At 29.6% G+C, this 21,426-nt stretch carries 18 protein-coding genes and 2 pseudogenes; 12 read left to right on the top strand and 8 right to left on the bottom strand.

The features are described from left to right. Positions 1-192 precede the first annotated feature (192 nt). Positions 193-426, bottom strand: a complete 234-nt coding sequence (locus tag Q4Q35_RS05775) for a helix-turn-helix domain-containing protein (protein WP_303276996.1) — start codon at positions 424-426, stop codon at positions 193-195. A gap of 151 nt (positions 427-577) precedes the next feature. Here Q4Q35_RS05775 and Q4Q35_RS05770 point away from each other — a divergent pair, with 151 nt between their 5' ends. From Q4Q35_RS05770 to Q4Q35_RS05760, 3 genes are all read left to right on the top strand, one after another. Beyond that, positions 578-2,248 carry a T9SS type A sorting domain-containing protein gene (locus Q4Q35_RS05770; RefSeq protein ID WP_303276995.1) on the top strand — a complete coding sequence of 557 codons (1,671 nt, stop codon included), beginning with the start codon at positions 578-580 and terminating at the stop codon, positions 2,246-2,248. Between the two features lie 253 nt (positions 2,249-2,501). Then, complete coding sequence (locus Q4Q35_RS05765; RefSeq protein ID WP_303276994.1) at positions 2,502-5,090, top strand: AAA family ATPase; 2,589 nt, start codon at positions 2,502-2,504, stop codon at positions 5,088-5,090. A 30-nt stretch (positions 5,091-5,120) separates the two neighbouring features. Further along, positions 5,121-6,815, top strand: coding sequence for a DUF262 domain-containing protein (locus Q4Q35_RS05760; protein ID WP_303276993.1), 1,695 nt, complete (start codon positions 5,121-5,123; stop codon positions 6,813-6,815). A gap of 201 nt (positions 6,816-7,016) precedes the next feature. Here the strand turns inward: Q4Q35_RS05760 and Q4Q35_RS05755 are convergent, their stop codons facing one another. The 5 genes from Q4Q35_RS05755 to Q4Q35_RS05735 are packed head-to-tail and all read right to left on the bottom strand — an operon-like array spanning position 7,017 to position 10,370. Then, positions 7,017-7,457 (bottom strand): hypothetical protein, encoded by a 441-nt coding sequence (locus Q4Q35_RS05755; RefSeq protein WP_303276992.1) that lies wholly within the window; start codon positions 7,455-7,457, stop codon positions 7,017-7,019. Between the two features lie 2 nt (positions 7,458-7,459). Then, positions 7,460-7,954, bottom strand: a complete 495-nt coding sequence (locus Q4Q35_RS05750; RefSeq protein ID WP_303276991.1) for a hypothetical protein — start codon at positions 7,952-7,954, stop codon at positions 7,460-7,462. Positions 7,955-7,994: 40 nt separating this feature from the next. Next, positions 7,995-8,786, bottom strand: a complete 792-nt coding sequence (locus Q4Q35_RS05745; protein ID WP_303276990.1) for a DNA adenine methylase — start codon at positions 8,784-8,786, stop codon at positions 7,995-7,997. 18 nt (positions 8,787-8,804) lie between these two features. Further along, positions 8,805-9,278, bottom strand: coding sequence for a JAB domain-containing protein (locus Q4Q35_RS05740; RefSeq protein ID WP_303276989.1), 474 nt, complete (start codon positions 9,276-9,278; stop codon positions 8,805-8,807). 18 nt (positions 9,279-9,296) lie between these two features. Then, entirely contained in the window at positions 9,297-10,370 is a 1,074-nt protein-coding gene (locus Q4Q35_RS05735; protein ID WP_303276988.1) for a type IV secretory system conjugative DNA transfer family protein, read from the bottom strand. 497 nt (positions 10,371-10,867) lie between these two features. Between Q4Q35_RS05735 and Q4Q35_RS05730 the strand changes: the two genes are divergently transcribed. The 9 genes from Q4Q35_RS05730 to Q4Q35_RS05690 all read left to right on the top strand — a co-directional run bounded on the left by Q4Q35_RS05730 (position 10,868) and on the right by Q4Q35_RS05690 (position 21,154). After that, the gene (locus tag Q4Q35_RS05730) at positions 10,868-11,746 is read left to right on the top strand and encodes a tyrosine-type recombinase/integrase (protein WP_303276987.1); all 879 of its coding nucleotides are present in this window, start codon (positions 10,868-10,870) and stop codon (positions 11,744-11,746) included. Between the two features lie 327 nt (positions 11,747-12,073). Continuing rightward, on the top strand, positions 12,074-12,286 hold the full coding sequence (locus Q4Q35_RS05725; protein WP_303276986.1) for a hypothetical protein: 213 nt from the start codon (positions 12,074-12,076) through the stop codon (positions 12,284-12,286). Continuing rightward, positions 12,273-12,782 carry a hypothetical protein gene (locus Q4Q35_RS05720; protein ID WP_303276985.1) on the top strand — a complete coding sequence of 170 codons (510 nt, stop codon included), beginning with the start codon at positions 12,273-12,275 and terminating at the stop codon, positions 12,780-12,782. Before Q4Q35_RS05725 ends, Q4Q35_RS05720 begins: the two co-directional genes overlap by 14 nt. Before the next feature lie 828 nt (positions 12,783-13,610). After that, complete coding sequence (locus Q4Q35_RS05715; protein WP_303276984.1) at positions 13,611-14,318, top strand: hypothetical protein; 708 nt, start codon at positions 13,611-13,613, stop codon at positions 14,316-14,318. Then, positions 14,291-14,983 carry a condensin complex protein MksE gene (locus Q4Q35_RS05710; RefSeq protein WP_303276983.1) on the top strand — a complete coding sequence of 231 codons (693 nt, stop codon included), beginning with the start codon at positions 14,291-14,293 and terminating at the stop codon, positions 14,981-14,983. The genes Q4Q35_RS05715 and Q4Q35_RS05710 overlap by 28 nt, the downstream gene beginning before the upstream one ends. Beyond that, a complete protein-coding gene (locus tag Q4Q35_RS05705) occupies positions 14,976-18,173 on the top strand; it encodes a hypothetical protein (protein WP_303276982.1) in 3,198 nt (1,065 codons plus the stop codon). The genes Q4Q35_RS05710 and Q4Q35_RS05705 overlap by 8 nt, the downstream gene beginning before the upstream one ends. Position 18,174: 1 nt before the next feature. Beyond that, positions 18,175-19,119, top strand: coding sequence for a hypothetical protein (locus tag Q4Q35_RS05700; RefSeq protein WP_303276981.1), 945 nt, complete (start codon positions 18,175-18,177; stop codon positions 19,117-19,119). A gap of 308 nt (positions 19,120-19,427) precedes the next feature. Next, the gene (locus Q4Q35_RS05695) at positions 19,428-20,417 is read left to right on the top strand and encodes a hypothetical protein (RefSeq protein ID WP_303276980.1); all 990 of its coding nucleotides are present in this window, start codon (positions 19,428-19,430) and stop codon (positions 20,415-20,417) included. Between the two features lie 2 nt (positions 20,418-20,419). Then, a complete protein-coding gene (locus Q4Q35_RS05690; RefSeq protein ID WP_303276979.1) occupies positions 20,420-21,154 on the top strand; it encodes a hypothetical protein in 735 nt (244 codons plus the stop codon). Between the two features lie 44 nt (positions 21,155-21,198). Here the strand turns inward: Q4Q35_RS05690 and Q4Q35_RS05685 are convergent. Together Q4Q35_RS05685 and Q4Q35_RS22470 are read right to left on the bottom strand one after the other, a co-directional pair. Then, positions 21,199-21,300, bottom strand: a pseudogene (locus tag Q4Q35_RS05685) (single-stranded DNA-binding protein); the annotation flags it as partial. A 5-nt stretch (positions 21,301-21,305) separates the two neighbouring features. Continuing rightward, a pseudogene (locus Q4Q35_RS22470) lies at positions 21,306-21,426 on the bottom strand (IS982 family transposase); the annotation flags it as partial.

The following is a 21,426-nucleotide window of genomic DNA, read 5'->3' as shown; positions in this document are numbered from 1 at the left end:
AAATGAAAGATATGTAAAGATGGTTAATAACTCCTCTAAGGCAAAAATTGGATATACAAATGATATGTGTTATCAGTTTGCTCTTGAATTTATGGAGCAAGAAAGGGTTTTAAAAATGGATTAAGAATTTTATTGAGAAACCTTTTCTTTAAGAGGGTCTAAAAAATTTTAGAAGCTTATTAAACATATGTTTTACTTCTTTATATGTTCAAAAAACTCAAAAATATTCATTTCAAAACTATTAGCTAGTTTGATAAGTGTTTTCAAGGTCGGGGAAGTCCTGCCCGCCTCCATACGTTGTATTTGACGAACATCCAATCCAGATGCAATAGCAAGGTCAAGTTGCGTTATAGATAACTCTTTACGTAAGGTCTTTATACCTACTCCTATTTTGCTGATTAATTCTAATTCTTTCGAATCTTTCATGTCATTCGTCCTTCAATGAATGAAAATAGTCGTAAATCATAATAAAGAACACGACAATTTTGTCGTGTTTTGAAAATTAAATCTATATTTGAGCCACAAATAACTCAAAATGAACGCCTTTGTAAGCTAAAGGGAACTAAAACTAAAAACAATGAAAAAAAACGTATTACTTATAATTGCTTTAGCAATTTCTTTTCAAACATTTGCTCAAGTATTTACAGGGGATTTAACTCTTATCAGTCAAGCCGAAATCGATGCTTTTAACTATACAGAAGTTACTGGAACTTTAACCATTGAAGAATCTTCATTAGGAGGAATAACTAGCCTAAGCGGGCTTAGTGAACTTGAATCTGTTGGAGAAGGATTATCTATTAATAACAATAGTAGCCTTTCTTCTTTAGATGGATTAAATAACCTTAGTTCTATTGTTGGAGAAAACATTGATACTTTGGGTAACGGAATTGGTTTAAATATTTCTAATAATGAAAGTCTTAATTCTATCAGTTCCTTAAGTAATCTCACCTCAATAGAAGGTAATTTGCATATTGTAAACAATAACTCAATTACTAGTTTAATAGGATTAGAGGGTATCACTTCCTTGAATGGTAACTTAGATATCTCTGATAATGAAAACCTTAACTCGCTTAGTGGATTGAATAATATTTCCTTAGTTAATGGGGTTGGCTTTTTTGGAGGCGGGATGTCTTTTTGGAATAACGATTCTTTGACTGATATGACTGGTTTAAATAGTCTAATAACTATAAATGGATGGTTGCAAATAATTGGCAATGATTCTTTAACCGACATGACAGGACTGAATAACCTCACGAATATAGTCGGTTCTCTTCTTATAACTGGAAACAATTCACTTAGTTCATTAATTGGATTAAACGCTTTAACTTCTGTGGAAGGAAAATTAGGAACAAATGATAGATTAGAAATTAGTAGTAACCCTATGTTAACTTCATTGGACGGCTTTGATTCTCTTACAGCGGTAAGGACTATAGAAATACTTGGTAATAACCTTCTTTCTTCTCTTAGTAAACTAATAGGAATAACATCTATAGATGAACATTTAATAATCAATGCAAATAATTCGCTCACTTCATTAGATGGCTTAAACAATATTACATCAGTTGGAGGGGGATTGAATATACTTAGCAACTATAATTTAACGTCTTTAGTTGGCTTAGAGAATCTTACGAGTGTTGGGAGGTATATGCATATTGGACATGTTATAACAAATACAGGAGGACATTTAGAAGGGAACAAATTACTTGCTTCTATTAGTAGTTTAACGAACCTTAATTACATAGGAGAAAACTTGACCATTGAGGCTAATGACGTTTTAACAACGCTTAATGGTTTAGAAAATATAAGCACAATAAACGGGAATTTAGAAATTGGAAGAGCAACATACGGTAGTAATGTTTATTTTGATAACCCTAATTTAAATGATCTTTGTGCTTTAAAACATCTTATTACTACTGGACAAATAGTGAGTAATGAATATTTTGTTGAGAATAATGCTCATAATCCTACATATTCAGAAATGCAAAATTTAAATTGTGGCAGTTTATCAATAAATGATGTAGCAAAAAACCATTATCAAGTTTACCCAAACCCTGCGAAAAACAATATAACTATTGAAGGATTTGCTACGGTAGAAAAGATTGAAATCTACACTATCCAAGGTCAAAAAGTTTTATCCCATTTTAAGAAAAATAAAATAGATATAAGCAGTTTATCTAATGGTATCTATCTTTTAAAGTTAACAGATCCAAAGAATAAAACACAAACGATAAAGTTTATTAAAGAATAACTAAAAAGCTGTTAATCATTTTTTTAACTCTGGCGTATTTGTCAGAGTTTTTTTATTTCCTACTTTTAGCAGCAATTATTCTCCCATAGCATTATTAAAATAATAGTTGAAAATACCAGAGGTCTTTTTAAGGTCATCTGACAAATCGGCTATTTTTGGTAAAATAGAATTATGACAAGCTCATAACTCAAAATATGGAGAGCTAAGGAATATTAGAAAATTGAGAATGAGAAAGAAATAATAAGTTAAACTTATGACAATATATCAGGAAATATTACAATGGTCGGCTTCTAAAAGTGATTTCACAAAAGATGCTTTAAGAAGAATAATTACATCTCAAAATTTAACATCAGTTGATATTGATGAACTTGTACAATTACTAAAAAAAGAGGAAGGAGACGGTAGTATTTTAATTAATTCAGTTCCATTAGATAGTTCGCATTTACCAACATCTGTAAGTTCAGGCTTTAACTATCCCAAATTAATTAGTATTAAAAATCCAGAAAATATTTGCGCACTTTATAACCAAGCAAATCTTGAATTTTCAAATACAGGTTTAATTGTTGTTTATGGAAATAATGGTTCGGGTAAATCTAGTTACTCCAGAATTTTAAAAAAAATGTGTTGGAGTAGAGATAAAAGTATTGATTTAAAAAAGAACGTTTTTTCAGGAAGTAATACACAACAAAAGGTTGAGTTTGTAATTGAAGAAAACGGAGTAAATCATAATTTTACATGGAATGAAAACACACCTTCTCATCCTACCTTAAACTCTATTTTTGTTTTTGATTCTAATTGCGGAGATATTTATGTAAATAATGAAAACCCTACGGAGTATAAACCGACTGGTATTGATGTATTAGAAAAACTTATTGGTGTTTTAAATCAGATATCACTTAATTTAGATAATGATGTTAGAGCATACAATACACAAAAACCAATATTGAATGAAAATTTAAGAACTACAATTTCAGGAGTTTGGTATCAAAGTATAGAGACTAAAACAAAAGAACAAGTTGATACATACATACAATTTAGTGATACAAACAAACAGCGTAAGGAAGAGTTAACTGCATTGTTAAAAACTCAAGATCCTCAGGAAAAAATCAAGAACTTAACAGAATTAAAAACTCGTTTAATTAATTACGTTCAACAATTTAAATTAATTGAAGGTCTTTACAACGAAGACAATTTAAAAATAATAAAAGATTTAAAAATTAAGTTAGATACCATAAACAAAGCTTACATTACTGCTACTTCCGAATTGGGGAATATTAATTCCTTGTCTGGATTTGGTTCTGATCACTGGAGGGTGCTCTGGAATGCAGCAAAAGATTTTTCTATTAAAGAAGAGCTTACCGATGAAAATGATGTTTTTCCTTCAAATCAATCACTTGAAACATGTGTTTTATGTCAACAAGATTTGGATGAAACAGCAAAATTACGTTTACAGGGGTTTAGTGAATTTGTTTTAAATGATGTTTCTATTAAATTAAATGCAGTTAAAGAGGGAATTAGACTTAAAATTGAGAGTATTAATAATACTGTCATCCTTCCATTTGAAAACTATTCAGAATTAGTTAAACACATACCTGAATTTGAAAAGTTGTATGAACTATTTGTTGAGAAATTCAAGGAAATTAAAACAAATATAGTAAGCCACTTGCAAAGTGATATTGAAATTAATGTTACTGAAAATATATTGTCTAAAAATGTTGAGGGTTTAGTTATCAATACTGATTTGCAGATTAAAAATAACACAGAACTATCAAAAAATAGAAGCAAGCTTGTTGTTGAACTTAATGAGTTGTTAACTAAAGAGTTTTTACATACTCAAAAGGTTAATATTGCACAGTATCATAATGAACATCTGTATAAAAAGTGGATTAATCAGTGTAAGGCAAAATTAAATACAACACAGATATCTAAAAAAATTGGTGACTTAATGGATAACCAAGCAGTAAACCTACAGCACCAAGAATTTGTTAATCATCTTCAGAATTTCAATCAGGATTTAGCAAGTAAAGTAGCAATTGCAAAAACGAGAACAACATCTGGAATAACATTTCAAAGATGTGGTTTTTCTGATATTGGAGAGGGGATGAATTCTATTTTAAGTGAAGGAGAACAGAAAATTGTAGCCTTATCAAATTTTCTAGCTGAATGTACTATCGATAATAGAAAAAACAGTATTGTATTTGATGATCCTGTTAACTCCTTAGATATGGATTATAGAGATTTGATTGCTGAACAAATAGTTAGCTTATCAGCAGACAGACAAATAATAGTTCTTACTCATGACTTGTCATTTCTTCGTCTATTAATTGATACTCACAAAAGTATTATTAATTCTGATTGTCAAGTTATAGGTATTGATAAATACAATGGTATTAGTGGTATTGTTACAGATGAAATACCATATCTCGCAAAAAATGTTGACGAAAGAATTGATTCAATCAGAAGAATTCTAAGAGACCATGATTCTTTACCTATAACTGATGCACATGGACGTGAGATCAAATTAGATTCTGCAAGAAAACGTTTTAGAATGTTAGTTGAAAGAACTGTTGAAGAAATTCTATCAAACAAGACTTATCAAAGGTTTTCTAAAAACATTAACTTAAAGAAAAGAAATCTTTCTGGTTATATCGTAACAGAGCAAAGTGATGTAGATATATTATTGGATCTATTTGGGAAATATTCAGTTACAGAACATGATGGGGGGACATCAACAATTCCACAATTACCAAATAAACAAATAATTCAGCAGGACATTACTAATTATTTGACTTGGAAAGCGGATTTTAAAAGTAGGCTAAACACATTTGTACAGTCTTATTAATCATATAAATTTTTTTAAACAAATATATAAATGGCAGATTTACATGTAAGTAAAAAAACTATAGGAAAACTATTCAATGAAATGCAGAATAAAAAATTTGTAATTCCCGATTACCAAAGACCATACAAATGGAATATAGAAAAATGTGAGACTCTATGGGAAGACATTGAAAATTTTGCCCAAACAGATGCTAAAAAAGAAGCTGACTACTTTTTAGGGACTATTGTTTCTTATAATAACAATATCGGTTCTTTGGAAATAATTGACGGTCAGCAAAGAATAACATCTTTTTTCTTACTACTTCGTTCTTTTTATAAGAAGTTAGAGGCAATGCCAGAAGATGACGATGTTAAGGGACTTAAAAATCAATTAGCTCCGTGCATTTGGGATATTAATCCTATTTCTCAAAAGGTGTCAGATAAAAATAAAATTCATATAGAATCTTTAGTAGCAACGGAGTCTGATAATGAAACATTCCATGAAATTCTTAAAACAGGAGAAGCTTCTCTTGATGCTAACGATAATTATTCTAAAAACTATTTGTTTTTTAAGTATAAATGCGATGAATACGCTACGATTAACCCTCTGCAATGGAAAGAATTGTGCGTTACAATTCTTCAAAAATGCATCCTTTTACCTATTGAATGTGACACACCGGAAACAGCTCTAACAATCTTTTCGACTTTAAATGATAGAGGAATGCCTTTATCGGATTCAGATATTTTTAAAGCTCAAATATATAGAAGCAAGGTAACAAAAGTAGAACGTGGAGATTTTACGGGTACATGGAAAGATTTAACAGCAATTTGTGAACAAGGTGATTTTGTAATAGATGATATTTTCAGATACTATACTCATATATTAAGAGCTAGAAACAATGATAAAAGTAAAGAGGTAGGTTTAAGAAAATTTTATTCAGAAAGTAATTATTCTAAATTAAAAAAAGATGGAATTATAAATGAGATAATGGAGCTAGCTAACTTTTGGAGGTATGTTAATAAGGATATTGAACCAGAGGAGAGTAATTATTCAATCTCACTAGAAAATAGAAAATATATTCATTGCTTATTTCACTACCCAAATGAATACTGGCGATATCTTTTAAGTGTTTTCTTTATCAAAAATAAAGATTCTCAAAGATTTTCAGATGATTTTTTAACTATATTGAAAAAGCTTTTAGCGTCATTAGTTTATAAGTTTATTGGAGCACCAACAGTTAATGCTATTAAGGGTGATGTTTATCAGTCTTGTATTAGCATTATTAGTCATAATGAATTGATTTTTAGAATTAATTGGGATGAAGAGTCATTGCAATCAGATTTAAATAACCATCACTCATCAAGACTTTCTAGGGTTTTATTATTAATGGATGCCTACTTAAACCCTAATCAAAAAGATTTAATTTCAAGTACATCTGACATTGAACATATTTTTCCAAAGAAATGGCAGAATACAAATTACAATGGTTGGGATATTGAAGATGCTAATCAATATTTAGATAGGCTTGGAAATAAAATGATTTTAGAAAAAAAGTTAAATATACAGGCAGGAAATGGTTATTTTGGAATCAAGAAAAGTAAGTATGCTAATTCAAAAATAGCCAATGTAAAAGATTTAGCAAACTATCCAAATAATGATTGGGTCAAGGCAGATATTGAAATCAGGGAAATAAATTTCAAGAAAAACATCATTAATTTTTTTAAAACGCAACTTTTAGAATTGTAATGTTTTTAGAACATCTAAAAAATATTTATAAAATTACTAAAAGAGAAAAATAGTCAAAAAGAAAATGTAAATTTCTTCTTCTTACTGAAAACGATTATTAGTCTGTTGATAGAGAAGAGATATATAAACAAACTGAGAATTTTTAAAAGTATAATATAAATAAGTAAAAAACACTCAAACTAATGAGTGTTTTTATAATATTCATTTTTCTTTCAACCAAATGCCTCTAGCTGTATCAAACCCACACCAACGATAATTTTCATCAAACCCTCGTAATGCTAGTTCATGACGAATAATTCGGTCAAGTGGTATTTTGTTTTTAAAAATAAATCGAAGTATTTCTCCATCCATAACAGAAACCATTCCAATGATAGACTCCCAATGTGGCAAAGGTTCTTTATCCTGTCGAATAGCATCAAGTTTCTTGTATGATATTTTAGAATAATTTTTTGGCACAATATCTAAAAAAGATATTCCCATTTCATTTGCAGTTGCTTCTTCACATACCACAAAATTTCTTTCTGTTCCATTTATCACACCAAAAACAATTCCTGCAATACTATACTTAAAATTAAGCCATATAGCATGGTCAATTGCTTTTTGCTTGTCATCAAACACATCCAAATAATTATCGTTTTTCATAACTATTTAGTCTTTGAATTATCAATAATTTTTCCATTTAGAGAAATGATATCCTCACGTGATGATTTTGGGTCTTTGCCTTTTTTACGAAGCAAACGTTGAGTGTTAAATAGAGAACGACATTTAATGTTAAACTCGGTATAGTTTACAGCTTCTTTTTCATCCTTAAGACTTTTTACATAAGCATTATACAATTCTGCATTGGTGGTCTGATTGTCTTTAGTTTTCATAATAATATCCAAAACTATCGAAGCTACAGTGTTGAGACCGTGCTCTGATTCAGATAAATCAAAACCAAGTTTTTCAATTTGTTTGAGATGTGTCTCATCTGCATATTTCATTAATACAGAAAGGTCTTTTCGATAATCTTTCAATCGGTCTACAACAGTGCGTTTGTCATCTTTAGCTTTATCAATACTTACTTCTGTTTCTTTTAAAAGTTCTTGGTCAGTTTTGATATTCTTTATCAGAACATCAACAATACTTGTGTTTTTCATGTGTATTTAATTTTAAAGGTTATTATTTTATTAAGGTAATTTACTTGTCTAAAAGGAAGTTAGCCGTCAGCACTTCGGTTTTAGTTTTGTGCTTTTTAGATTTTGTTTGATTTGCAGATACTAGTTGTTCAATAGACTTGGTGTGCCAACCATTATGTTTAATAAATTTGGTAAGAATTTCGGAAGGGTAGCTACTTAAGATAAACTTACCCTTAAGGGTTTTTAATAATTCCAAAAGGGCAGTAAAGTCTTTAAGCGTATAACCTTCATAATGCCCCATGTTCGAATTAAAATACGGAGGGTCGATGTAGTGAAAAGTATCAATACTATCACGAAGCTTTAAGATTTTTAAAGCATCAGTACATTCAATTTGAGTACCTTTTAATCGCTCTTTGAGTTGAGGTGTGAGTAGTTTTTTCTTATTTTCCCAACCCATTGCTTTATTACCTTTGGTGTAACAACCAAAAGACCCTATTCGACCAGAAAACCCCATATTAGTTAGTACAAAGAATGCCCAGGCACGTTGTAAGTCTGTAAAAAATACAGGATGTTTGTACATGTTTAAAGCCACGTTATAAACGACTCTAGAATAGGCTGTAGTATTGATTTTTGATTTAAGAGTTTCAAAATCTCCATGAAGCACTTTATAAAATATGGTTACAAAGGCATCAGTATCGTTAATAATTTCATTTCGAACTTTATCTTTTAAAAAGAAAATAGCGGCACCGCCTGCAAAAGCTTCTGTATAGACGGTATGTTCAGGAATTAAATCCACAATAGTTTTGGCTAAATTCTGTTTGCCGCCGTAATATGTTATAGGTGTTTTTATCATATAGTTGATTGAATAGTCTTATATCCAATGATTGTCAGAAAAGGATATAAAATCTTCAGAAGTTAAAATAAGGTGGTCGAGTAATGTGACGTCGAATAATTTGGAAGTGTTTTTGAGTTTCTTTGTTAGACTTTTATCTGATTCAGAAGGCGATAATTTTCCTGAGGGATGATTGTGCGCCACTATAATTGCAGAGGCATTAGCTAGTAATGTTAATTGATGAATTTCTTTAATATTAACTGGAACACTGGAAGTGTTTCCCATTGCTATTTCACTAATCCCAATAACTTGATTGGCATTACTGAGTAGCATTACCCAAAAAAACTCTTTATAGTCTATGCGCTTGTCATCAATAAATGCACGCAGTAATCGTTCAGAATCTTTAGAATTTTTAACGATTCTATTTTGGTTGAAAATTGGTCGCTTGTAATAAATTTCAATTTCATTAAAGGTTGAAACCTCTAATAAGGGTTTTAATAACTTTGCTTTCATTTTAAAAGATTTATAAAATTAGAGAATGGTATCTGCACTAAATGGAATTGAAGGTTTTCCATCAATCATTAAACGTAGATATATAGAATAGTTGGCAAGGGAAATGAAGTCCTCAGTTTTAAATACAGGGTAGAATTCTTTTGCCATAAGTTTGGCATCTGTAATACCAAGACGAAAGGCAACAATAGTACCTACATTTCCTAGTACACTAGCACGCACATTTGGTTCTAGTTGATATAGAAACTGATTAGCAAGAATCAATCCTATTTTAAATTTTCGGACTTGTGCCAATAATTCTGCAATCAATTCAGTTCCAGAAATAGTCTGAAATTCATCGATGTATAAAAAGTAAGGCACACGGTCTTTTTCCAAAATATCAATTCTTGAAAACGAAGCTGAAGCTAAAGAGGTTAATAATAAGCCACCAAGGATGTTTGAGACATCCGCACCTACTTGTCCTTTAGCCAAGTTGATTATGAGAATGGTATGCGAATCAATAATTTTTCTTAATGATAATTGCTTTTTATTTTCAATTAATACTTTACGAACTATTATATGACTTAAGAAACCTCCCAATTTATTCATTATCGGTAATAAATCATTAGGCTTATATTTTGGGAATTCTTTTATCCAAAATGTTTTAATGTCTTGGTTTTGAATATGAAGTAAACATTCATCACGATATGATTTCTGATGTAATAATTTTAGGATGTCCGAGAGCTTTGCTGAGGGCTGATCCAATAAAGTAAGTAAAATCATTCTGAGAATGTGCTCCATTTTCATTCCCCAAGCCGATTTCCAATTGCGTTGGAAAATTTCTAGAATATTTGAAGCTACCAAGGAGCGTTTAGACGGAGACACAGCCCTTAATGGGTTATATCCGAAATCAAGTTCGGGGTTGGTAACATCAAAATAAATAATATTGCGCTTTCTAAAACGATCTTTGAGTCTTTCATTAATCTCACGAGAAGCGTCTCCATGAACATCAACAAAAGCAAATCCACGATTGGCTTCTGCATCTTGCATCATAAGACTTTTAAGGAGTGACGTTTTACCTGAACCAGATTTGCCAAAGCAATAGAAATGAAACATACGGTCTGATTGTTTAATGCCGAACATTTTTCTATGGTTTCTAAAATTGGAGCGAGCAAAATAACTGACGTCATGCAAATTTGAATGATGCCAATACATAAAAAGGGAAGAAGGAAAATGAGAAATAAAGCTTTATGGAATTGTACAGTTTCAAAACTGTGGAAAGAACTCTTGCTTTATTTTTTATCTGTGGTACTTTTTAGGCTTCTTAATAAGGTCTTTTTTACGTTCAACTTACTACTATTATACCACATTCGTAAAAGGGAAACTATTAGGGAGAAAGCAAGGGTATAGAATTCTTGCTAAATTTTATTTTATGAAATATACTATTACCAGTAACTTAATTACAAAGAAACCTCGTTGGGCGAAAGCCTCGTTTATGTAGCAATACATAGACTAAAGCAACAACGCGAGTTTATTTATCTACCTCTAGCTTTTTAAGTAATAGTTGGGGTATATAAAAGACCCGCTAGATTGCTTTGGCGGGTCTTTTATATATGAATATTGAAAAATCAATACAGATTTATTTAGAATGGAAGGAATCACATACAACAGTTGCTTTTGAAAGATACGAGATTCGATTGGAACAATTCAAGCAATTTATTGGAGAAACAACGGCGCTTCGAAGTGTAAAAGGAGATGATATTGTGGCATATCACAAACAGATGGATCAATTTTATAGTCCTGCTACCGTTGCATACTCAGCAAGAATATTGAGGAATTTTTTCTACTTCTGGCATGGGAGAAGAGAAGTAGGTTTTAACCCAAAAGAAATTATTCCGATACGATTTATAAACCCGAACAAAGATATCGTTACCAAAGAAGATTATCAAGAAATGGACGAACTCTTAGATGTAAACTGTTATGATGATTTAAAGAAAAAACTTGTTTTGCATCTGCTCTGGGATACAGGAATGCGAATTAGTGAATTGTGTGATATAGAGTTATCACATATTAGCGAGGAAAATGATGAAGGGCTCAGAACCGCAAAAGTAAGAAGTAGAAAAAGTATGCGATATAATCTTGTGGTATGGGGAAGAGAAACCAATGAATTACTTATAAAATTTTTAGGGGTAAGGTTATGCCAGGATGTTACAACGGATAAACTACTTATAAATATCAAAACAGGGAAACCATATACAGCAAGGAGTATTCAAAGATGGATTAAAGAGTTAGCAGATTTGGCGATGTTAGATAAGAATATTACACCTCATAGTTTCAGGCATGGAAAAGCGAACTACATTTTAGATGAAGGAGGAAGTGTACGTGACGTAAGTGCTATTTTAAGACACGTAAAACCAGAATCATCTTTTCATTATATGCAACTCTCAACTAAAAGGTATTTGGATGTAGCAAGAAAATATGTAACAGCATAGTGCAAGGCATTAAAAACTCTTAAGAAAAGGGTTGTTTTTTTATGAGCTCAGTGTATAATTACAGACAGTACTTTCAACTATGAATATTTGGTAAACTATTAGTAATCATTTATAAAGTTTATACTTTGTATTTAAGTTACTACCGTTAGATACATAGATATATCCCAAGAGAAGGGATTTAAAATATATTTTGATAACGTCGCACAACACCACTTGTACGACAAGTCAAGAGTAAATTATTTATGTGTCTGATATGGATTACTAATAGTTTATTAGATATTGGGCAAATGTCCTAAGGTCGTTAGTACATAACAATTAAATTTTAGCATGACTAAATTTTACAATGTTGTTACTCGAAAAACAATTAACAAACCAGTTAACGACAAACATATTTATCATAAGGTAGGTGTTGTAAAAATCACAGAAAATGGAGGTTGGTTTTTACAGTTATACCATCAACCTGATACTGATTTTATGATTTTTCCAAATCATAATGAAAGTTTACCTGTAATTGATTTTGATAATAATGAAGTTAAATAATACGACGCCTGTTCCAAATATATTCTTTGATAAACACATTGGAGGTTTAAGTGGTTCTGCGGTTCGCGTTTATCTGAAAATCGTTAGAAATCTGTTAGGTTGGCGGGATGAAAATGGTAACGTAAAACAACGTGATTGGATTGCACATTCTCAGTTTGAAAAAACAGGTTTGTCTAACCGCAGTGTTACTAATGGTATTCAGGAACTACTTGAACAAAAGCTTATTAAAGTCTCTGATTATTTGAATAATGATTTAACTGACCCATACAAACGCAAAAAGGCTAAACGAGTATATTATTCATTAGTTAAAAACTCTGAAAAAACTACGTTATACAACGAAAAAACAAAAGAAATACCAACGCAAAATATGCGTCCTACAAAAGAAATTTCTATACCAAAGTACAACGTAAATGAACGAATACCAGACCATATAAGAATTGAACAGATAAAACAAGAACAAGAAAGAAAACAACAACAAAGAGATAGCTGGTTATAGCTGTCTTTTTATTTTATTTAGATAGATAAAAGCTTATGCTTTTTTAGTTGTTATATAAATTAATTTTTACAGATTTTTACATCAAAGTATTTAAGGGGTTTTCTCACGATAATTATTTAACTATTAGTATATTAACGGTTTTAAATTAATATTAGAATTATAGAAGCTCAATTACAAGATATCCATTACTACTATGATAAGTTTGTCCCTTCTAAAATAGAAGGACTTACTATTTATATACTTCATAAACGAATTGAACTTAATTATATAGAAAATACGTTTACAGAAACAGATCTAGAAAGAGCTATCAGTAATGCTAATGCCTTTTTTCTGGAGAAAAATCATAGAGTAGAAAATGTAATTCAGCAATTATTAAATGCTCATATAGAAAACCCTCCTAATGAAATATATAAATATGTACTTACACCTCACGCTAATAGGTTTATAGAATTTTTAGGCAAAAAATTATTCAACGAACATACACACTTTCCGTTACGAGAAACATTTCAAAACTATGGACTATTTAAAGCAGAAGAAATAGCAAATATAAAAGACTTTGAATCTTGGTATGAGTTTAATTTTAAGAATAGTAGTAAAAATACTATTGAAGATCATTTAGAAGGGTTTAAAGACTTAGTTAATAAATCTATTCTAAAACTGAACGAACTAACTAAGGTTGATGATGAATTAGCCATTGAAAATTTAGAAGAGTTTGTAGCTGTTTTTAAACAAATTAACTCTAGGGGAGATGAAATACGAGAAACATTTTATTTAAGTAGCTCTTTAAAAAGTGAAATAAGAAAAGTAGTTGATGTCTTTGAAAGTAGAATGTTGGACAGACCAAACAAACAAGGGAGAGAAGAACAAAAAATAATAGAACAACTAAAAAAAGAATATGAAACTGTTTTAGAAATTAAAACCAAAGTCTTTACTTTTTTTGAGCTAGTAGAAGGAAAATTAGAGCAAATATTAGAGCGTTACATCTATGCAGACAAACAATTAGCCTACTATAAAGAAAACTTTAGAACACGGTCTAGATTTCAAATAAACCTTAGAAGCTTTCTAGAGATCAGTTTAAAAAATCTTCAATACGATAAAGATGATGGAGTCTTATTTAAAACCAATTTCCCATTAAAATCATTGGTCTACGAAAACTTTAAATATATACATTTAAAATACATAGAGCAATTCAGTAGAAAAAAGAATTACATCACTTTAATAGACAGAGATAAAGACTATGAAAGAGAACAACTAACTTTTGCTAATAAGAAACTGTTAAAACAAGAACGTATTGCCAAACTAATTCAAGAGTATAAAAACACATTAGCAATCAATAAAAAACTAGACGTAACAAAAAGTTTTTATGAAATATTAAAAGACACAGAAGATTCAGATATGGCGCTTCAAGTGGTACACGGTCTTATTCAGTTTTCAAGCACAGAAAACAACTATTCTATAGACATTCAGCAAGAATTATCTGAAGAAATTTTAAACAATAAAATATTAATATGGAAAATGGATATTCAAGCGAAATAACAAATAGTAATTCTTTTACCTTTTTAAATCATAGAGAAGTTCAAAAACACTTTGCAAATTTAAACATAGAACTCCTTAGAGGTACTCATATAGATGATGGTAGCCATTATCATTTCACGCTTTTAGAAAATTATTTTAATGAGCTGAAAGACTATTATTTAGCGCTATACAAGCTTAAGCTAGATAAAAAAACCTTTGAAAATAAAACCTATTACTTTCTCAATTTTTTCTTAGAATCAAAAGGTGTTTTATCCTCTAATACAAGACATAAAGAACTGACTCCAATTCAAATAATTACTGCTATAACTTTATTAAATATGTATTATGAGAAACAATTTGAAAAATATAAAGTAGTGTCCTTTTTAGAAATTAGAGAGAAAATAGAACAAAGCGAATTTGGTCATCTGTACAGAAAAGCATTCTTTAAAAATCCCAATAAAAAAGCATTTTCTTCAACAGAATGGTCTAGAGTTAGAACAAATATTAAAAATGTAATTATAGATTTTGAACAGCTAGGCTGGGTGGAAAAAATAAACATTTTAAATGAAAACGATTTTAATTTTATCTTAAAACACTCTATTCATCGTTTTCAATTGCTATATGAATACGAAATATCTCATTTGGATGAGTTTTTAAAAAATTTAAAATCAGAAGAAGATGAGTAAACTACCATTAATCCATTCCATATCTACCGTAGGTGTTATAAAACACTATAATCAAGATTATCTACTCCACCATACAAGAACAGACTTTACTGGAAAAAATGGTATAGGTAAATCGTTAGTTGCAGACCTTTTGCAGATCCTTTTCATAGCAGACAGTAAAAAAATCACGTTTGGGACAGAGAGTTTTAAAAAAGAGCACCGTCAAATTTTTACAATACCATACAAAACAAATGACGCTTATTTTTTTATAAATATAGAAGTAGAACCCAAGCAGTATATTACCATTGGTGTAAATATTCCAAATACCAGTTCTAGCCCAATAAGGATGTTTAGAATTTTAAATACATATTACAACCCAGAAGCCGAACAAAGAAAAAACATTACAGAAAGAAAGAAACTAACAGGCTACCTGATTCCTGAAGAAAAACTCCTTTATAATAAAGACTTTTTAATTTCAAAAAACAATAAAACTGAAATACCTAAAATAGGAAACTTAATAAGCCACTTGCGAGATTCCAAACAATTAGTTCTAAAGTATTTTTCTACCAAATCAGAAAAAAAGGAATTATATCAATTTTTATTTGATAAAGAAATATTACCTCTTAACTTAAGTATTGATAATCACTTAACAGCTTTTGCTAAAGTATTACAAGCCTTTTCTAAAGCAAATACCTTAAATACAGATAAAGATTTGAGTCTTAAAAGCTTTCTTTTCGATGACAAAAAAGATGAAATTGAAACAGAATATAAACGGAATAAAGAGAGGCTTGATAATTTAGTCTTAAGGCATCGAGAATTAAAAAAAGTAACTGATAGTTTAGAAAAGAAACGCCTGTTCTTAGAGGGTTTAGAGAAAAAGGAAACAGAATTTATTACTGCCGAAAAACTATCCTTTAAAAAAAGCTATCTTTTAAAAAAAACTGCGTTCAAAAACTTAAAAGATAAATGGAAGGCAGATGAAAAGGTATATAAAACTTTAAACAAAGAAATAACAGACCTTAAAGAAAAAATTCCAACTTTAAAAGAAGCAGAGAATGAAGCAGATAAAAATCATAAAAACTATTTGAAATCACTTCAGGATTTAAACAATTATCAATTAGAATACAATACATATTCAAAAAAGAAGGCAAATGTAAACAAACTAAACAACTGCCAGTTACCAGATGTCTCCAATGAAGCTGTTAAGCCTTTTGATTTTGAAAATCTACCTATTGAAGATATTATTACTAAAATTAAAATCTTACAATCTGTTTGGTCAAAATATGGTTCAGTTGAAGGTATCGAAGATCAATATAAACAACAATCGACGCAATTAGAAGAATTAAAAACAAACCTTAAACAAGAACAAAGTAGGCTCAAACAGATGCAACGTTTGGTAGATTATAAAAATGAAGAAACGCTAGCTTCAGAAATAATTAATCAAAAAAAAACATTAAGTAAAGCACAAGAAACTATTTTACTCACATTGTTTTTAGATGTAAAATGGCAAAAACCAAAAGCCGTTACTAAAAGTATAAAATATACAAATAGCCTAGATATCTTAAATGAATCTAATATTACTGAGGACACAACAGCTGGAGGCTATTGGATTAAAATAGGAAACCTTAACTATTTTGCGAGCTATAATAACGAAAAGCAAATTTTTAATAACGCTAATAACCTACAAGATGCTTTCGAAAAAAAGCAAAAAGAAATAAGTAAAACCTTAGCAGAATTAAAAAATAGAATTGATGATATAGAAAATCTTGCAATAGATAATATACTGCAACACCTACCCGATATTGATTTTATATGGGATAAAGAAATTCCTGATAGAAGGAAAATAGGAGAATATATTTCTACAGTTTCCATAGTTAAAAACCTGCCAGATTTTAAACTGACTATAGAAACTGAAGTCAAAGGATTAAAAAAGAATTTAGATACCCAGAAATCTAAAATACCTATTCATTTTTTAGACGATAAAATACAAGAAACAATTAAACAATATTCAGCACAACAAAATATACTTAGTGGAATTCATACTAAGGCTATACAAGCACATCAAAAAGCAAAAACAGAACTTGAATTAAAAGAAAAATTAGTAATAGAACTTGATTTTGATGCCGATAAAATTCAGCAAGAAAAAGAAGGCTTCGGAAAAGAGCTAGAAGATTTTAAAAAAGAAAAAGAAAATGTATATCCCCAGTTATTTTCTAATATGAATAACAAAGAATTAGAATCATTAGATACAAGAGAAGTTGACCAAAATTATTCTGATAAAAAAAGTCTATACCAATTAAAATACGAAGATGTAATTAAAGATTTTCCAGAAACCAAAGATGATATTGAAGTAAAAGAACAAATAGAAAATAAAACATTTCATTTTAAACGCTTAGAAAGGAAACTACTAGGGAACACTATTGTTGAAACGAAAAATATTGAACAAGCCTTAAATAAAGCAAATGAAGAGAAACGAAAAATGTCTTCAACTTTAAGAGAAATAATGCTTAAAATATTTCAGAAAACACAAGATGAATTTGAGACGTATAAAGGCGTAACAGCAAAACTGAACCTATTTTTTAAAAATAAATTGATTAGTGATAAATACTATTTTCAGGTACGTTTTAATACCAATAAAAACTTTTCTATTCAATGGATTAACGAGTTGCAATCTAAAGCCCAAACGGCAGGAGAAACAGGAGAGCTTTTTGAATCTGAATCTGTAGAACAATTTGCCGAAGACTTTTTTAAAGATGTTTCTGGCTACCAAAAAGGAATTGCCTTTTCAGATTTATTAGATCCTAAAACCTATTTTACTCTTAAAACAGAATTTAAAGATGAAGACGATAACGAATACCCTGGTAGTACAGGAGAAAGTTATACCGCACGAGTACTGTTAGGTATAGGAAGGCTGTCTATTACTTCGTTTAAGGAAGAAAAAGGATTACGTTTTTTAATACTCGAAGAAGTATCCAGTTTAGATACTTCAAACTTTAACACATTCCCCGAATTAGCAGAAAGATTTGGATATCAAATTATAACAATGACACCTGAGCCTTTTGGTTCAAACTCAGACGATGGTTGGTATTTACATCAACTTATACAAGGCAAGGTAAATAAAGACATTAATTATCCAGTACCAAACAGTAGTTTCAAAACAAATTATAGCAATGAACAATTAATAGCTTACCTAGAAAGAAATAAGAGTTAGTATGAATTGGGTAGAAATTAAAGCACTTAATAGACTTTATAACAATAAAGAGATTAAACTTAATAAAACAATAAGTAATAGCCCCGTTTTTAAAACACACGAGCAAGCAGGAGAAATAACGAAAAGAAGAAAGACGTATGTTGCTGAAGATGATTTTATCCAAGTCTATGAAACAAAATACTTAAATGACTTTGAAAAATATTATGAATTTCTTGGTGCTAAGGAACTACTGAAGCCACAATTGAAATTTAGCAAAAAAGCAATAGATCTTTTAATATCCTTTGACGAAGGCTTAAAAAATGGAAAACTTACAAAACTTAGAGAAGACCTAATTAAAGCACAAGAAAGTGTAAAAGGATTCTCTTTAATGTTTTTTAAAAATGAAAAATATTTAGACCATCATTCATCTTTAGTAGATGCAATAAAAAAAATACTTGATATAGAATTGGTTGACAATAAAAGTCAACAATATTTATATGTTTTACAATGCTACAACCCCAAGCTAATTATACTTTGTGAAAATGGTAATTTTCTAAATAGAGACAAACTCCCAAGAGAAAACAACTATGAACTTTGGTATGCAGGAGGTAGAAATGTTCCTAAACTAAAATACACCCCCGAAATAAGAAGAGGTCTACCTATATACTACTCTGCCGATTGGGACAAAGATGGATTAGAGATTTACCAATTAGCAAAAAAAATAATTCCAGATTTAAAACTATTACACCCCGATGGTATTTCTAGAAGTATCATTACAACAGAACATAAAAGCCATTGGTTGCAATCAGAGCATCCAAAATTATTATCAGGTTTAGATGCAAACTTATATTCAGAAAAAGACAAAGAAAAAATCAAAGAATTAATTACAAAAAACCATTGGATAACCGAAGAAGGTAACAATTTAAAGGCAATGATTGAACATTCTGATTTTTATAGTCCCGTTTAATAGGTGTGTGACGGGATAAATACAATTCATTTTGACATATCAAGAATAAGTTATGTTTCTCCTAATTATCAATGTATAGGGTTGAATTAAGCAAGACCTCGTGATAAGTCTATCAGTGAATATACATGATTAATAATGTAATTGATTGTTTGTTAGTGTATTGTTGATTATTTGTTATATTTACAAGCAGGTACATGTTAGGTTGTGCTTACATTCTTCTCCCAAGAATTAATAAGATTAATTTATTGTTTTGAATATAACTTAGGTTATAGCTTTGGTACAATTGCTTAAAATCAACCTTATTGATTATGAAGAATAATTACACATGCTATTTTTTATGCATTCTATTTTTTATCAGTTATTTAAATTTAGAAGCTCAAAACTTAGATAGACCTCAATATGGAGGAGCTATGAGGCTTACTATTGATGTTAATGGATTAGAAAATAATTTTAGTTACACAAATTTCAATTTATCAGTTGTTGGAGGTATTGGAATGCATCCTTTTGAAGCCTCTTTTATATATCCTTCATTACATACAGGGATAATGCTCTATAGTAGAGGTGATGCAGGCAGTTCATATAAAGACGATTTTTGGGAAAGCTTTCAGGTTGAATTATTTCTTGATGCTACCTTAACTGGTGGTTTTTGGAGAAATAATGTAAATCATAATTTGCGAACGGTACCGCTTTATCATTTTTCAGATATTTTACCAAACCCTTTAGTTAATCCTTTTCAGCATTCAATTGGATTAGGAATCAATTGGATTTATTCATTTGATGATTATAAAAAGTGTGATCCTATTCAACAAATAGGATTTGGAAATATTTTATTTGATAGGCATTTTCAATTTAACATGTATAACGATGGAACGCCATATAGACAATTAGGGTTAACCGACAAACATGATAGATATTACACAGGTGGAGGTCAATTTTCTTATCATACTGATAATAATTATTTATTTGATATAATTGAGCTTAGTTTTATGAAATATACTGGATATGACTATTCTGCTTTTGAAACAGCAAATCTACTTCAATTAGATTTTATACCTTATAAAAAAGAGCAATCTGTGTTTTACAATAAAAATAGATTAAGACTAAGGCTTGGTAATAGTATAAATAATTATTCTTTACATATTACTGCTCATAATACAGATAAGGATGTTCAAGACCTCATTCACTATAAGGGTGATTATAGCTACTTTATAGACATCTTCGAAAATAAATCAGGTATTGGTAACGAATTATCTCGTTTAGGTATAGGAGGCTCTTATAATTATTTTAAAACTTATTAAAGATGAAGAAAAATATTCTAGCTATAGTTTCACTATCATTAATAATAATTTCTTGTTCAAAATATTTACAACCAGTAAAAAAGATACCTAGCAATACAAAAGCAATAAGTCTATCGGATTATAATTTATATATACTTCAATTAGTCCTGGATGAAGTTAAAAGTTCAGACCCACTTAAAAAATTATATCCTCGAATAGCAAATATAACTTCTAAAAAAGATGAATTAATTTGTGAGGAGCTATATTTATTAGTCGATAAAAATGAAAGGCATTGTTATTATTTATCCAGCTTTAGCCATAAATATATTTTCGAGGATGGAGTATTTAACAATAGGAATTATAATAATGCTTATTATTTAAATGATATAGATTTCGTTTTTTATGGAGAAATTAAAGATTCGATAATTACTTTCAGAAATCAAGCAATGATTGGTCCAAATACCAAAAAAGATATTAATATAAGTTTCTATAAAACCTCTGATTCAATCCAATTTATAAGAATTACAAATGACAATCCAAGTAAGAGAGAAAGAGATAATAAGGAGTCTGTTTTGATTAGTGATATTTTTAATATTGATTTTACTTTTATAAAGTCTCAGAGGTTTATGAAATATAGAAACTCTTATTGCGTTGAAGGAGAGGTTGATAGTGTTAATTTCTTTTGCAACGATGTCTATTTCAAAACAGATATACCTAATTATAAATACATTAAACTAAAAGATAGATTCAAATATTAAACAAGAGTGAAAGAAACTTCACTCTTGTTTAATATGCTTGGCTATTATTTTCCTAACATTAATAACTCATTAACAACAACCTCAGTTATATAACGTTTGTTACCGTCTTTATCATCATAACTACGAGAAGTTAATTTAACGTGAATCTCGTTTAAGCTGCCCATAAACAAAGTTGGTTAGTTTCAATAGGAGTAATATTCAAGGAAGGCTTTTTAGGAAAGAAACAATAAGCAGTTAGTCCAGAAATAAGATTGACCAAAAAGCCTTTAACG

The sequence above is a fragment of the Flavivirga aquimarina genome (genome assembly GCF_030540835.1).
Lineage (GTDB): Bacteria > Bacteroidota > Bacteroidia > Flavobacteriales > Flavobacteriaceae > Flavivirga > Flavivirga aquimarina.
This window is presented reverse-complemented; position numbering and strand designations above follow the sequence as displayed.

Coding starts and splice junctions, on each gene's coding strand:
- Q4Q35_RS05775 (WP_303276996.1), bottom strand. CDS start 426: ATGAAAGATTCGAAAGAATTAGAATTAATCAGCAAAATAGGAGTAGGT.
- Q4Q35_RS05770 (WP_303276995.1), top strand. CDS start 578: ATGAAAAAAAACGTATTACTTATAATTGCTTTAGCAATTTCTTTTCAA.
- Q4Q35_RS05765 (WP_303276994.1), top strand. CDS start 2,502: ATGACAATATATCAGGAAATATTACAATGGTCGGCTTCTAAAAGTGAT.
- Q4Q35_RS05760 (WP_303276993.1), top strand. CDS start 5,121: ATGGCAGATTTACATGTAAGTAAAAAAACTATAGGAAAACTATTCAAT.
- Q4Q35_RS05755 (WP_303276992.1), bottom strand. CDS start 7,457: ATGAAAAACGATAATTATTTGGATGTGTTTGATGACAAGCAAAAAGCA.
- Q4Q35_RS05750 (WP_303276991.1), bottom strand. CDS start 7,954: ATGAAAAACACAAGTATTGTTGATGTTCTGATAAAGAATATCAAAACT.
- Q4Q35_RS05745 (WP_303276990.1), bottom strand. CDS start 8,786: ATGATAAAAACACCTATAACATATTACGGCGGCAAACAGAATTTAGCC.
- Q4Q35_RS05740 (WP_303276989.1), bottom strand. CDS start 9,278: ATGAAAGCAAAGTTATTAAAACCCTTATTAGAGGTTTCAACCTTTAAT.
- Q4Q35_RS05735 (WP_303276988.1), bottom strand. CDS start 10,370: ATGTTTCATTTCTATTGCTTTGGCAAATCTGGTTCAGGTAAAACGTCA.
- Q4Q35_RS05730 (WP_303276987.1), top strand. CDS start 10,868: ATGAATATTGAAAAATCAATACAGATTTATTTAGAATGGAAGGAATCA.
- Q4Q35_RS05725 (WP_303276986.1), top strand. CDS start 12,074: ATGACTAAATTTTACAATGTTGTTACTCGAAAAACAATTAACAAACCA.
- Q4Q35_RS05720 (WP_303276985.1), top strand. CDS start 12,273: ATGAAGTTAAATAATACGACGCCTGTTCCAAATATATTCTTTGATAAA.
- Q4Q35_RS05715 (WP_303276984.1), top strand. CDS start 13,611: ATGTTGGACAGACCAAACAAACAAGGGAGAGAAGAACAAAAAATAATA.
- Q4Q35_RS05710 (WP_303276983.1), top strand. CDS start 14,291: ATGGAAAATGGATATTCAAGCGAAATAACAAATAGTAATTCTTTTACC.
- Q4Q35_RS05705 (WP_303276982.1), top strand. CDS start 14,976: ATGAGTAAACTACCATTAATCCATTCCATATCTACCGTAGGTGTTATA.
- Q4Q35_RS05700 (WP_303276981.1), top strand. CDS start 18,175: ATGAATTGGGTAGAAATTAAAGCACTTAATAGACTTTATAACAATAAA.
- Q4Q35_RS05695 (WP_303276980.1), top strand. CDS start 19,428: ATGAAGAATAATTACACATGCTATTTTTTATGCATTCTATTTTTTATC.
- Q4Q35_RS05690 (WP_303276979.1), top strand. CDS start 20,420: ATGAAGAAAAATATTCTAGCTATAGTTTCACTATCATTAATAATAATT.